Genomic DNA, 13,297 nt, shown 5'->3' on the forward strand with positions numbered 1-13,297 from the left:
TTAAATGCGAGCGTGAACTTTATATTAATCGCAGCGTGACTGATAAATCGCTAACTCTTGTTTTTGTCTATCTTTATTTTCATCAATCCTATGGGGCTGCTGTAATATAACGTTTTGATATTCAGATGGAAAGTGATGTTCTTTGCTCCCTTCAAGTACGTGCTGAACATACCAATCAAAAGGCAACTCATCATCAATAAAGGTATTGGCAATGTAGCACCAAGCCTCCACAACGCTACCATTTTGCATTACGACAGGTACACTGCGGCAGTCATAGCGCTCGCCTTCAATTTCATCCAAACGTCGCTTCTCTTGCAGGTTCAGCGTGTATAACACCCCATAAACTCGACTGTTAAGTCCTGAGCATGGCACGATATTGCACTTTGCTGAGCCATCTGTACTTAACATATCAAAGGTCAACCGATACCCGTTTAGCACGCCAGTTCCCAACAGTTTAGCTTCAGGCAATCGTGACAATAATCGAGCAGTGGACATATTCGAACCAAAGCTAAAATTAATTATGTTTTTGTCATTCATTACACCACCAGCCTTATTGCGAGTAATAACATGATCACACCGATCCCGCGATCAAACCAATGTCCAGCTAGCTGAAAAAAGTGCCTGACATTTTTTTTTGATAAAATAACAGCCAGTAAAGAGAACCATAACCAAGTTGCCAACGCCATGTATATGCCATAAAACAGCTGCACACTACTTGGAGTACTTGGCTCTATGACCAAAGTAAAGAGCGATAAAAAGAACAGCGTCGCCTTTGGGTTCAGCGCATTAACTAAAAAGCCACGCTTCAGCGCACTCCAATTAGACTCAGTAACAGTGTGCTCAGTCATATTTTCGTGCTCTGAACTGGGTTTTGCATATCGCAACGCTTGGATACCAAGATAAGCCAGATATAGCGCGGCTATATATTTTACTGCTGTGAACAAGGTTTCAGATTGAGATAACAGTAACGCTACGCCCAATAAGCAATAACTGACATGTACTAAAATACCCAAGCCAACCCCAAAACTTGTCCAAAGCGCATTTGCTCTACCTTGCTGTACACTTTGCTTGAGCACTATCGCAAAATCAGGACCTGGGCTTGCTACTGCAAAAAAGTGAGCAAGCGCGATTATGATAAATTCATCAAGATAAGCGGGCATTAACATGTTCCTGTAAAGCAAGTAAGTCTATACGCTCAGAGCTATCCATCATCATCTTAATTTGCTTCTTGGCTTTTTTAAACTGGCCGACCAAATGTGGTTTGAGATGTTTATGACCATCCTTTGCACCTTTAAAATGGCACACCAAGGCGTGGACGAATATGCTTTGCTGCTCAGTCAGTGCTGCCTGACGATTTGCGTACTGATTATAACAAGAGCCACACCCTCCCCTAAAGTGATACACCGTATTAGAAACCATCACGCCAAAACCAAAAAAACCGGCAAGCACATCACTTGCAGCATCCAGCTGTTCCTGCCCTCCCGGCGGTAATACTCCCCGCTGTAAAATCAGTACCTTTGCTAGCACCCCAGCTAGGCTCGCAACAAGATCCTGTGGCTGATTAATTTGATTCGGATTATAAGACACCGCTATCGGAGTTGAAGCCTCTGAAATGACAGCTTGATCACCACGCCACCGCCCAGCTACTTGCAATTTTGCCATATGCGTCGTTTGCACTTGTGCTGGCGATACCAGATGAATTGGCCATTTTTGTAAACCTGCATATGACTTTACTCGGGAAAAAACAACAGCAGCCATTTCTTCAATACTCGAAACAGGGTCGGGGAAAAAGTGTGGGGTCGGTGTAATAATCTGCGTGTCGCTTAAAAAGTATTCTCCATCAAAGTGTTCAAATGCCCAAATAAAGGTATCGACCAACCACTGAGTTTCTTCTTCACTGAGTAACGGGGAGAATTTAAATAAGGACAGCATGCTAATAATTCACTCTTTTGTGGAATAACCCCAGATAAATAGCATAAACTCTACGACTAATGCAAAAACATGGAGTTTCACATGCCTCACTTTATTCTCGAACATTCGGATAATTTACCAATAGAAACCGAAGCCTTAGTATCACAAGTACAGCAATTCGCTTGTGCGTGTGGTCTTTTCGATCCAGCTTCTGTGAAAACACGTGCAATGTCATTCGAGCATTTTCAACTAGGTGATGGCAAACAAGGATTTATTCATTTACAGATCCATTTAATGGCGGGTAGAACAATAGAGCAAAAGCAGGCGCTTACCGAAGGGGCGTTAACACTGTTGCAAGCTAAAGTATCCAAACAGTTTGCGCTGAGCGTACATTGTTACGATTTATTACCTGAAATCTATCGCAAAAACTAATTTATTATTCGAGCTATTTAACTATGAAATTTCCATGTAGGTTAGAGAAGTTTTTGAGCCATGTTGCTGAAATGCCTCGCAGTAAGGTCAAAATCAATATTAAAAAAGGTCTAGTTACCGTCAATGGTAACGTCGTCAAAAAAGGCGATATCCAAGTTACCTTAGCAGATCATATAACGTTTGCAGGTGTTCACCTACAGTACCTTGGCTTACGCTATTTTATGCTCAATAAGCCTAAAGGCTATGTATGTGCAAATAGCGATGAGTTACACCCAACAGTCTTTGACTTGCTCGATGAGCCTAACTTAAAAGATTTTCATGTGGCAGGTAGGTTAGATATCGACACAACTGGTTTAGTATTGCTCACCAACGATGGAGATTGGTCACATCAAATTACCTCCCCTAAAAAGCAAAAGTTTAAAACTTATGTTTTAGAAAGTCGTGATGAATTGACCGACACAGCTTTGATCCAGCTCGAGCAAGGTGTTGAACTTCATGGCGAAAAACAAGCTACGTTACCGGCAAAAACAGAGCAAATAGATAAATACGCATTACGCTTGTCTATTTGTGAAGGAAAATACCATCAGGTTAAGCGAATGCTTGCCGCTGTAGGTAATCAAGTTGTTGAACTACATCGGGAAAATATAGCTGGTATCGCACTTGATCCAACGCTTGCAGAGGGTGAGTACCGCCCACTCACCGATGAAGAAATTAGCATAATTAATGCAAATTAACTCTCAAATTTCCGGTGTATGAGTAAATATCATCTCGAAATAGTCCGTATAGCACATTAACCCACTTACAACTTCCCCCTAAACATGCTAAATCATTTAATAGAGTATTTTTAGGGGGCTATCCTGTGTTTTCCAATTTCACACTTAGAGCAAAAATAATTACCTTTGCAGCGGCAATATTTGTTTCTTTGCTTGCCGTCGCCTTTGTTGGTCTTCAAGCACTACGCCATGCCAGTGAGAGCGATAATATTGCTCGCATCAATCAGCTGATGAAAAGTACGGTTAACATAGTGAAACAATTTGAACATTTTGCACAACAGAACATATTGACCGAACAACAAGCCAAAGAAATGGCAATTCAGGTTCTACGAGAGAACAAATATCACGACTCTGAATACGTTTATGTTGTTAATGAAAAAATGGATTTTGTTGCAACTCCCCATGATCCTCAGCTTCATAGCACTAGCTTTAACGATTTTAGGGATGCTTCAGGAAAGAGCATAGGTGGTATGGTCAAGCGCCTGGTGGGTAATGAGGTTGATCAGATCATTACTTATCATTGGACATCATTACGGGACGGTGAAATTGTCGATCTTACCTCGGTAGTTCAGAAAACACCTCGGTTTGGCTGGTATGTTGGCACCGGAATAAGTTACAAAGAAGTCAATGAACGCTACTGGGATACTGCTATCTGGTTAGTTGCATTGTCTTTAGTAGTGGCTATTATACTGACCACGGCGCTAGCACGGTTTGGTTTGTCTTTGAGTCACAAGTTGGGGGCAGAAATAAACGATGTATTGACCATTGTAAAGCATGTTTCTAGAGGAAACCTCACCACCCCTATTAATACCGCTAGCTGTAAAGACTATAGTATTTTAGCCGCAATGGCTTACATGCAGGGCGGCCTAAAGGGAGTCGTTGAAGGGTTAAAACAAGCAAGTTGCGCATTGCAGACGCAAACGTCAGACAGTGAATCACGTTCAATTCAATTGGAGCAGCTCACCCATAGCCTCAGCTCAGAAACGCAAATGGTTGCTTCTGCAATTACTGAGCTTACTGCATCAGCTCAAGCCGTTGTTGAACATGCTCAACAAGCAGCAGGCTCAGTACAAGAGGCTGAACGCCAAGGAAATGCAGCGGATAAACTCACAGCTCAAGCCGCGCAAGAGATTGCATTATTAGAGCAGCAAATTGACAGCGCTGGTAATAACATCCAAGTACTCGACGAAGAAGTATCAAATATAGCGAACGTCCTAACCGTTATTCAATCCATTGCTGAACAAACTAATTTGCTGGCACTAAACGCTGCCATAGAGGCTGCAAGAGCGGGTGAGCAAGGGCGAGGCTTTGCCGTAGTTGCTGATGAGGTCAGACAGCTTGCACAACGAACACAAACCAGTACCGAAGAAATTCGCAATATGATCACCAAGCTGCAAAGCGCAACACAAGATGCAAAAGCCTCGGTAAACCTTAGTATTGCAACCAGTGAAAAGACCGTTAGCATGTCTTCTGATGCCTCTAAAGCACTAGTTCAAGTCGCCGATTCTTTAAAATCTATTTTACATATGAGTCATCAAATAGCACAAGCCGCGCAAGAACAGCTCAGTGCAGGTGAAGATACGGCGCAGCGAGTCGTCACAATATCAGATACTGCATCTCAAACTGCTAGCGTTTCAGAAAAAGCCCACAAAGCAACTGATACCATTAAAGCGCTTTCTAGCAATTTAGAAATTGAGGTCGCAAAATTCAAAATATAACAATATGAATTTATTATTTTTTTTAATAAACTAGCTCAAATTCTGATTTATCAAGGCTATTACTTAAAAAAAATCTTTAATTTTTCATTCACCTTGTGTTTATTTGGTGTTAAGTTTGTACTGGTCGGAATTGTCGGTTAAGTAGTCTGGGCGACTTTCCGAAATTGCGTTTAGCGCAATTAGAGTATCAACCTCAAACACTTTGATTGCTTGCACGTCAAGTAAATTCAATAAGGACTATGTAATGCAAAAGCTAAATTTGAAAGAATGCAAAAAGGTTTCTGGCGGCGGTATTTACGAACCAAACGATCCTAACGCACAAAAAGAAACTAGCAAAGACTAGTGTGGTGCTATGAAGAAAAATTTCTCATTAGGAGACTTACTGATACCTTATGCAATTGTAGCAGTAGGTCTCTTAGTCTTATATGACATTCGTTTTCACTTCTACATTATTTATGTGCTTATTGTCTTAACAGTCTTTATATTAGGGGCTCGATTAAAAGACGTTAATATTTGCGCGCTCTCTCTATTAGCAGTTGTTCCCTTTACCCTAGAAACTGCGGTTTTTTCGTCTGGTTTGATTAGTTTAGAATCCTCAAAAGACCAGCGACTATTACAGAATACCCTTATTTTTGGTACTCACTTCCTGATTGGTTTGATGGTAGTTTTTCCGTTGACTTATCGTGTCGAGATCACCAAAAAGCTGTTCCCAAAATTAAAAACACGCTACACCTTTGCCGATGCAATTATGCCTTGGCTGGCAATTTTTAATGTTTTTATGAGCTTCGCAGCCTTAATTGAAAATTATTTTAGAAATGCCAAAGGCGTCGAAATGACCATTTTCTTTTATAGTTTTGATGTTAGCGGGTACTTAATTTACAGTGCTAATTGTCTAATACTGCTTATTTTAGCCGCAATTACCTACAAAGAAGAATATGACTACGCCCTCCCCAGTCTGCGTAAAAAGCGCTAGACACCTAATAGGAGTAGCAAAGCACTAAGTTTGCTACTTCTTCAGTGATATTTTTCCCTTGTATAGCGTTTTGTTATCAAAGATAAAGAGTATTATGAAGTCGCGTGTGCTTACGCTATTATTACCCTGCATTTTCGAGTCGAACCGTTGACACAGTGGGTTTGCGTCGATTACAAACGAATAAGTAACTGTTTCGGTATCGTTTAGCTTCTTTTTTTGCATCAGTTGCCAATGCCGCCACTTGATGGGAGTTAAAGCAGTGCTGTAGATCTGGACGAACTAAACCGATTGATAAAGTCAATAATGGTACAAACTGCTTTTGTCCTTCGCGGTTTGTTGCCCAATAGCCTCCCGCGTTGACATGCTCAGGGGTAAAAAAAGCAGTCGATTTTGCTTCAAATTCAGCAATAATTTCATGACATAGTGCTTGCGCATCATGATTATCAAATACCACCATAAAATCATCCCCCCCAATGTGACCTACAAAACTTGGGCTGTGGGCACAAACATCCATGGTCACCTCAGCTAAAAGCTTAATGACACTGTCACCGCTGGCGTACCCATATAAATCGTTAAACTGTTTAAAATGGTTTAAATCAATATAAGCCAAAGAAAAGTCATGATTCGAACGCAGTCTTTGCTCTATCGCTTCGTTAATCGCGACGTTACCAGGTAGCATGGTTAATGGATTAGCATGCTGAGCATGACGTATTTTTTCCTCAGTAATGTGCTTTAGTATGTCTCTAAGCGGCGCTAAGCCAAGATAACAGCCATTTCTGGTGATAATAATATGGCGACGAATATCAAATTCGTGATCGGTAATTTGCTTACTGACGGAGTCAAGCTCTTGCTGTTCATCAACCACCAGAGGCTGCTTGTCCATTAATTTAATCACTGACTTTTTGTCAAATAGCGCATGACCATAAGGTGCTGCAAAAACTTCTGTTAATTGATCTCGATGTAGCAGCCCTATCGGCTCTCTCACATCATTCACAACCGCGATGCTAGCCAAGTTTCGATCTTGCTCAAATAACCTATGTGCATCAATACATTGTGTACACTCATGGATAGCATTAATATCTTTGGCCAGCCAACCGATAGCCATAGACTGCTCGAACCGCCCAGATATAGCCGACGGATCTGAGTGTAGTGACTTAAACACCTCAAGCTCAGTAGGCGGTTTCATTTCAGGTTTAGCAAGTAAAAAGCCCTGTGCATTAACAATACCCAACTGTTCAATTAGCTTTAGTTCTTCAGCTCGCTCAATTCCCTCTGCAATCACTTTAGTGCTGGTGGCTTTTGCCAACTCTATTATCGACTTTAAGAACTCTCTTTTCACTACACTCTGATCGCAATGATCGATAAAATACCGATCGACCTTAACGTAATCAGGACATAGCTCTGACCACTTTTTTAGTCCTGAATACCCAGCTCCCAAATCGTCAATTGCAATTTGAAATCCAAGCTCTCGATAATGTGTAATAGTGGATAGCAACAAATGTGCATCATCTACTTTATCTTGTTCTGTGACTTCAATTACAACACGTTTTGGGTCAAGCCCGTAAATTTCCGTGAGGTGACGTGTTTCACCTTTGGGGTGGGAAGGATCTAGTAACGCTTTGGGACTAACATTTAAAAATAATTTACCGGGTAAGTTGTGCGACACGAACTGCTTAATCGCACTATCACGACAAATAATTTCTAGCTCAGATAATCGCTCTTGCTGACTTGCGATTGCAAACAATTTATCTGGAGACTCCAGTGATGAACCCGGAATACCACGACTTAGCGCTTCAAATCCTAAAATTTGACGCCTCGCAAGATCATAGATGGGCTGAAAAAGTGTAGATACCGCTTTTTCTTTTATTATTGTATTGAGTAGTATCGTGCGCGAAGACTTCACAGGATCAGGCTCACTGTAAAAACATAATCGCGCACGGTAGCAACTGTGTATGACAGTTACATGTCAATCGGATGAAATGTACCCAATTTAAAGTTGAATTTACTTCACCTTTAAATTGGGTTGCCTAAACCGACTCACTTAAGTAAACGACCGAATCAATCTCAGCGCTAACACTTTGCTACCCCTGCTTTCGTCAAGATACTTATCTCCATGACTACATGGGTAAAAGTTTTTTAAATCAAAAACTCTTAAGACGTGTCACATTTAGCCGTTAAATTGGGCGAGTATAAAGACAAGGTAGTGTCGCTTACTTCAGTGCTCTTTCAACTTGATCAAAATGCGCTATTACTTCAACAATTTCCATCTCTGCGCTTTTATAATCTTCAGGCCCTTTAAAGCCATTCATAGCTATCGCTTGGACTGTCGCAGGGTGAACTAATAGATCTTTGGCATGGTAACAAACTGGGTCGTCGAATTTTGGTAACTTACCATCCGCATGATAACCACTTTCAATTTCTTCCAAAGGTAATGTTGGGATGATATCTGCTGCCTTGTCTAAAGCATCAAGATAGGTCTGACATTGAGGATACTTAGCGACGAATTCGTTCAATAGAGTGCGTGATAAATTCACCAACTCTGCTGACTGAGCCTCTAAGGCTTTATCTTCTTTCTCTACACGAATATTGGCTAATAGTGCCTCGGCTTGCGTTTTATACATACTTAGCGAGTCAGTCGCTTCCTGCACGGCAGGCGCTGCTTTTTGCTCTGGCTGAGATTGCTCTGAGCATGCTGTAACTAAGGCTAATACACTAACTGCCATCATGAGTTTGTACATGATAATCTCCTTTATTGATAACGATTATCATTATACAACAATGTAATTTTTTAGAAACAATTATATGCTAACAAAAAAGCGGCTAACTTAGCCGCTTTTGATATTTAACCTGAGGTTTGGATAAGGAATGCTCCAACTCACTGTTGCTAAGCCACAACTTAGTTTTTCCTTGTCTAGCCAGAGAGTTTTAGCGCTAGAAAGGTATCAGTTATCCGCAGCTCAGGTTATTTACTCTATAGTCAGTAGTTAAGGCATGGCGTCTAAATCCGCACCTTCTTTTTCAACTTCTACTGGGATCAAGTCTTCTTTGCTCACACCCATTGCAACTGCAACAGAACTGGCAACATAAACTGATGAGTAAGTACCGATGAAAACACCAAATAACAGGGCAGTGGCAAAACCATGAATGGTTTGACCACCCCAAACAAATAGTGCTACCAACACGAGAATCGTCGTGATTGAGGTGACTAATGTACGGTTAAGTGTCTGCGTCAAAGAGATATTAATAATCTCTAATGTGTCATCAATTCGGACTTTGCGGAAGTTTTCACGAATACGGTCTGACACAACGATAGTATCGTTCAAAGAGTATCCTATTACGGCGAGTATCGCTGCTAAAATTGTTAAGTCAAACTCAAGACCAAGAATGGAAAATAATCCCATCGTTAAGACAACATCGTGGAAAAGTGCTGCCACAGCACCTACAGCAAAACGCCATTCAAATCGAAAAGCAACATAGATTAAGATACAGATTAGCGCAGTTAGCATCGCCAAACCGCCCTGCTCTTTAAGATCTTCACCCACGCTTGGCCCGACAAACTCAATACGGCGCATAATAACGCTTTCATCAGCTTGTTTAAGTGCAGCTATCAATTGATTACCAAGTACTTCAGCCTTAACATCATCGCCTCTTGGCGCGAGGCGTACCAGCACCTCTTGGCTAGACCCGAACAACTGTACCGAGGCATCAGCAAAACCATTTTCGGCCAACACGCTACGCACCTTGGCTAAATCAGCCGGTTGTGAGAAGCCAACTTCAACAGCAGTACCGCCGGTAAAGTCTAGGCCAAAGTTTAATCCTTTGACCATAAACGAGCCGATCGACGCTAAAATCAATAACGCAGAGAAAGCCATTGATAGCTTTCTTGCCGACATAAAACGGATAGTGCTTTTTAAATTCAATAATTGCATGTCCGTCTCCTAGATTGATAGCTTGTTAATACGTTTACCACCGATCGTAGCGTTTATTACCGCACGCGTACCAACAATCGCTGTAAACATTGACGTGATAATACCAATGGCTAACGTTACCGCAAAACCTGCAATTGGACCTGTACCAACAGAGAATAGGATCACCGCCGCGATGAGTGTCGTGATATTGGCATCGAAGATTGTACTAAATGCGCTATCATAACCATGGTGTACCGCTTGTTGCGGGCTACGCCCTTCAGCTAACTCCTCACGAATACGCTCAAAAATCAGAACGTTAGCATCAACAGCCATACCAACTGTTAATACGATACCAGCAATGCCTGGCAGCGTCAGTGTGGCACCTGGGATCATCGACATCACGCCCACAATCATAATTAGGTTAGCAGCAAGCGCTAGGTTTGCTACCAGACCAAAACCTTTGTAGTACAGCAACATAAAGGCAAGAACAAACGCAAAGCCAAGAACAACCGCCGTCATACCAGCTTCAATGTTCTCCTGACCAAGGCTTGGACCTACAGTACGTTCTTCAACAATTTGAATCGGTGCTACCAGCGCACCTGCGCGAAGTAGTAAGCTTAGGTTATGTGCCTCTGCTGGACTATCAATCCCAGTAATACGAAAAGAGCTATTTAAACGCGCTTGAATCGTCGCCACGTTAATCACCTCTTCGACTTTGATAGGTGGTAACGCTTTGCCATTTTCGTCTTTCTTGCCTGATGGCTTGTACTCGATGAAAACCGTCGCCATACGTTTACCAATGGCACGTTTTGTAAAGGCGTTCATCTTTGCACCACCTTTACTATCTAGCTTGATATTCACCTGTGGGCGCTGATATTCATCCATTCCAGATTGCGCACCTGTGATGTGAGTACCCTCAAGAATAACGCGCTTTTTAAGCACCACAGGGTAGCCATCTTTATGTAGAATAACTTCTGTGCCTGGTGGCACTCGACCTTGTGCAGCTGCGCGAACATCGGCATTTTCGTCTACTTCACGAAATTCCAGTGTTGCCGTCGCACCAAGAATCTCTTTTGCACGAGCTGTATCTTGAACACCAGGTAATTGTACGATAATACGCTCACCGCCTTGACGTTGTACGTTTGGTTCAGCAACACCTAGTTGGTTGATACGGTTACGAATAATCGTTTCGTTCTGCTTGATTGCATATTCACGAAGCTCTTTGTACTTGAGATCGCTAAGGCTTGAAAAGAAAGCAAGGCTGTCACTGCTGTCATTGATAAAGTCATTGCCAGGATAGCGCTTTCGCAAGAAACTTAATGCCGCATCTTTGTCTTCTTCAGAGCGCATAGTTACTTGCACACGTTCACTATTAGATACTCGTCTAACAGTACGATAGCGTAGCTTTTCCTCTCGCAAGTCGCTCTTAAAGTCTTGCTCCATTTGCTCTAGTGCATTGTCCATCGCTGTGACCATATCCACTTCCATTGTGAAGTGAACACCACCACTCAAATCAAGACCAAGTTTCATTGGATTTGCACCTAAGTCTTTTAACCACTCAGGTTGTGCAGGGGACATATTAATAGCGGAAATGTAGTCTTCACTTAGAGTATTGCGCAGAATATCTTGCGCTTTAAGCTGATCTTCAACGTTTTTGAAGCGGACAAGGATTTGGCCATCTTCAAGCACAGAAGATTTCACGCCAAGGTTATTCTGTTGCAGGGTTTCGTTGACTTGATCTAATACGCTGAGTGTCGCATCCGCTCCTTTTGTGCCAGATACCTGGATGGCCGGATCGCGACCATACAGGTTAGGTGTGGCATAAAGAATACCGATAGCTAACACAGCGAGAACAAGTAAGTACTTCCACATTGGATACTTGTTTAACACTGGACTATCCCTTTATTGTTTTTCTTATAGAGACTTCATTGTACCTTTAGGAAGTACTGCTGAAATCGCTGATTTTTGCACTGTCACTTCAGCTTGGTCGTTTAGTGCGATTACAACAAAATCCTTATCATCGGCTACCTTTGTGATTTTCCCCACAAGTCCACCTTGAGTTAGTACTTCGTCACCTTTGCCTAATGCACCCATTAGGTCTTTGTGCTCTTTAACACGTTTAGCTTGTGGACGGTAAATTAAAAAATAAAATACCAGACCAAAAATACCTAACATGATTAGCATTTCCATACCGCCACCTGCTGGTGCAGCCGCTGCACTGCTAGCATGCGCGCTTGAGATAAAAAAGCTCATTTCACTTCCTCGTTTATAAAATTAATTATTTTCTGTCAAACCAACGTCAGCCAACTCTGGCACCGGTATGCCACGGCGCGCATAAAAGTCTTCGACAAATTCGTCAAATGTGCCTTCTGACAAGGCGTTTCTCATTCCTTCCATCAAACGTTGATAATAACGTAAGTTGTGGATGGTATTGAGTCGAGCGCCTAAAATTTCATTACACTTATCTAAGTGATGTAAGTACGCTCGAGAGTAATTCTGACAAGTGTGGCAATCACACTCTGCATCCAATGGGCTGGTATCCGTTTTGTGTGCTGCATTACGGATTTTCACCACACCACCGGTCACAAATAAGTGACCATTACGAGCGTTACGCGTTGGCATTACACAATCAAACATGTCAATACCACGGCGCACTGCCTCAACCAAATCTTCTGGTTTGCCCACGCCCATCAAGTAGCGTGGTTTTTGCTCAGGCATTTTATATGCACATTGATCAAGAATATTGATCATGTCCTCTTTTGGCTCACCAACAGATAAACCACCTAGTGCATAGCCATCAAAACCTATTTCTTCTAAGCCCTTTTGCGACTCAGCACGAAGCTCAGGATACATACCGCCTTGAATAATACCAAACAACGCTGACGGGTTATCACCATGTGCTTCTTTAGAGCGCTTTGCCCAGCGTAAGCTCAGCTCCATTGAATCTTTAGCTTCTTTCTCTGTTGCTGGATATGGGGTGCATTCATCAAAAATCATTACGATATCTGAGCCTAAGTCACGCTGCACCTCCATCGCTTTTTCTGGCGACAACATAATCTTTTCACCATTAACAGGAGATTTGAATAGCACACCTTCTTCAGAAATTTTACGCATCGCACCTAGGCTAAATACTTGGAAGCCGCCAGAATCAGTCAAGATAGGCTTATCCCAATTCATAAAATCATGCAGATCGCCGTGCTGTTTGATGATCTCCGTGCCTGGGCGTAGCATCAAGTGGAAGGTATTGCCTAAACAGATGTGCGCGCCCGTTTCTTTAAGCTCGTCTGGGGTCATGCCTTTTACTGTGCCATAAGTGCCAACCGGCATAAACGCAGGAGTTTCTACTACACCACGGTCGAAGATTAAGCGACCTCGGCGAGCTTTGCCCTGTTTGCGATCTAATTCAAATTTCATTGTTACCTCGTTGTCAGAAAAACAGTCCAACATTGATTAAAAAACATGCTAACCCCATATTTAGGGCGGTGATCTTCCGATTCTACCAAGATTAACGGCTCAATTCTAATATTGGGATAAAAAACCCAAAGTCTATATCACGCCGACAACTTTACAGTCAGAAAAAGC

At 42.2% G+C, this 13,297-nt stretch carries 13 protein-coding genes; 4 read left to right on the forward strand and 9 right to left on the reverse strand.

The features are described 5' to 3' along the window. Nucleotides 1-24 precede the first annotated feature (24 nt). Genes EAG18_RS09340 through EAG18_RS09350 form a run of 3 tightly spaced genes read right to left on the reverse strand, consistent with a single transcriptional unit; the run spans nt 25 to nt 1,932 of the window. Complete coding sequence (locus tag EAG18_RS09340; RefSeq protein WP_125252117.1) at nt 25-537, reverse strand: gamma-glutamylcyclotransferase family protein; 513 nt, start codon at nt 535-537, stop codon at nt 25-27. After that, nucleotides 537-1,160 (reverse strand): LysE family transporter, encoded by a 624-nt coding sequence (locus tag EAG18_RS09345; protein WP_125252118.1) that lies wholly within the window; start codon nt 1,158-1,160, stop codon nt 537-539. Before EAG18_RS09345 ends, EAG18_RS09340 begins: the two co-directional genes overlap by 1 nt. Next, nucleotides 1,144-1,932: a hypothetical protein gene (locus EAG18_RS09350; RefSeq protein ID WP_125252119.1), complete on the reverse strand. Its 789-nt coding sequence runs from the start codon at nt 1,930-1,932 to the stop codon at nt 1,144-1,146. The genes EAG18_RS09345 and EAG18_RS09350 overlap by 17 nt, the downstream gene beginning before the upstream one ends. Before the next feature lie 81 nt (nt 1,933-2,013). Here EAG18_RS09350 and EAG18_RS09355 point away from each other — a divergent pair, with 81 nt between their 5' ends. The 4 genes from EAG18_RS09355 (at nt 2,014) to EAG18_RS09370 (ending at nt 5,807) form a co-directional block, all read left to right on the forward strand. After that, nucleotides 2,014-2,343, forward strand: coding sequence for a 5-carboxymethyl-2-hydroxymuconate Delta-isomerase (locus EAG18_RS09355; RefSeq protein WP_125252120.1), 330 nt, complete (start codon nt 2,014-2,016; stop codon nt 2,341-2,343). Between the two features lie 23 nt (nt 2,344-2,366). Continuing rightward, the gene (rsuA, locus tag EAG18_RS09360; protein WP_167508257.1) at nt 2,367-3,077 is read left to right on the forward strand and encodes a 16S rRNA pseudouridine(516) synthase RsuA; all 711 of its coding nucleotides are present in this window, start codon (nt 2,367-2,369) and stop codon (nt 3,075-3,077) included. A 125-nt stretch (nt 3,078-3,202) separates the two neighbouring features. Then, nucleotides 3,203-4,834 (forward strand): methyl-accepting chemotaxis protein, encoded by a 1,632-nt coding sequence (locus EAG18_RS09365; RefSeq protein ID WP_125252121.1) that lies wholly within the window; start codon nt 3,203-3,205, stop codon nt 4,832-4,834. A 352-nt stretch (nt 4,835-5,186) separates the two neighbouring features. Continuing rightward, nucleotides 5,187-5,807, forward strand: coding sequence for a hypothetical protein (locus EAG18_RS09370; protein ID WP_252094896.1), 621 nt, complete (start codon nt 5,187-5,189; stop codon nt 5,805-5,807). 121 nt (nt 5,808-5,928) lie between these two features. Here the strand turns inward: EAG18_RS09370 and EAG18_RS09375 are convergent, their stop codons facing one another. The 6 genes from EAG18_RS09375 to tgt form a co-directional block, all read right to left on the reverse strand. Continuing rightward, complete coding sequence (locus EAG18_RS09375) at nt 5,929-7,710, reverse strand: bifunctional diguanylate cyclase/phosphodiesterase (RefSeq protein WP_125252122.1); 1,782 nt, start codon at nt 7,708-7,710, stop codon at nt 5,929-5,931. 307 nt (nt 7,711-8,017) lie between these two features. Continuing rightward, nucleotides 8,018-8,545: a hypothetical protein gene (locus EAG18_RS09380; protein WP_125252123.1), complete on the reverse strand. Its 528-nt coding sequence runs from the start codon at nt 8,543-8,545 to the stop codon at nt 8,018-8,020. Nucleotides 8,546-8,791: 246 nt separating this feature from the next. Beyond that, nucleotides 8,792-9,736, reverse strand: coding sequence for a protein translocase subunit SecF (gene secF, locus EAG18_RS09385; protein ID WP_125252124.1), 945 nt, complete (start codon nt 9,734-9,736; stop codon nt 8,792-8,794). 9 nt (nt 9,737-9,745) lie between these two features. Beyond that, nucleotides 9,746-11,605, reverse strand: a complete 1,860-nt coding sequence (secD, locus tag EAG18_RS09390) for a protein translocase subunit SecD (RefSeq protein ID WP_125252125.1) — start codon at nt 11,603-11,605, stop codon at nt 9,746-9,748. Between the two features lie 24 nt (nt 11,606-11,629). After that, nucleotides 11,630-11,968, reverse strand: a complete 339-nt coding sequence (yajC, locus tag EAG18_RS09395; RefSeq protein WP_125252126.1) for a preprotein translocase subunit YajC — start codon at nt 11,966-11,968, stop codon at nt 11,630-11,632. A gap of 21 nt (nt 11,969-11,989) precedes the next feature. After that, complete coding sequence (gene tgt / locus EAG18_RS09400) at nt 11,990-13,129, reverse strand: tRNA guanosine(34) transglycosylase Tgt (RefSeq protein WP_125252127.1); 1,140 nt, start codon at nt 13,127-13,129, stop codon at nt 11,990-11,992. Nucleotides 13,130-13,297 lie beyond the last annotated feature (168 nt).

It is taken from the genome of Pseudoalteromonas sp. J010 (assembly GCF_003934235.1).
Lineage (GTDB): Bacteria > Pseudomonadota > Gammaproteobacteria > Enterobacterales > Alteromonadaceae > Pseudoalteromonas > Pseudoalteromonas peptidolytica.

Excerpts from the sequence above, each read along its gene's own strand:
- EAG18_RS09340 (WP_125252117.1), bottom strand. The coding sequence starts at position 537 with ATGAATGACAAAAACATAATTAATTTTAGCTTTGGTTCGAATATGTCC.
- EAG18_RS09345 (WP_125252118.1), bottom strand. The coding sequence starts at position 1,160 with ATGCCCGCTTATCTTGATGAATTTATCATAATCGCGCTTGCTCACTTT.
- EAG18_RS09350 (WP_125252119.1), bottom strand. The coding sequence starts at position 1,932 with ATGCTGTCCTTATTTAAATTCTCCCCGTTACTCAGTGAAGAAGAAACT.
- EAG18_RS09355 (WP_125252120.1), top strand. The coding sequence starts at position 2,014 with ATGCCTCACTTTATTCTCGAACATTCGGATAATTTACCAATAGAAACC.
- rsuA (WP_167508257.1), top strand. The coding sequence starts at position 2,367 with ATGAAATTTCCATGTAGGTTAGAGAAGTTTTTGAGCCATGTTGCTGAA.
- EAG18_RS09370 (WP_252094896.1), top strand. The coding sequence starts at position 5,187 with ATGAAGAAAAATTTCTCATTAGGAGACTTACTGATACCTTATGCAATT.
- EAG18_RS09380 (WP_125252123.1), bottom strand. The coding sequence starts at position 8,545 with ATGTACAAACTCATGATGGCAGTTAGTGTATTAGCCTTAGTTACAGCA.
- secF (WP_125252124.1), bottom strand. The coding sequence starts at position 9,736 with ATGCAATTATTGAATTTAAAAAGCACTATCCGTTTTATGTCGGCAAGA.
- yajC (WP_125252126.1), bottom strand. The coding sequence starts at position 11,968 with ATGAGCTTTTTTATCTCAAGCGCGCATGCTAGCAGTGCAGCGGCTGCA.
- tgt (WP_125252127.1), bottom strand. The coding sequence starts at position 13,129 with ATGAAATTTGAATTAGATCGCAAACAGGGCAAAGCTCGCCGAGGTCGC.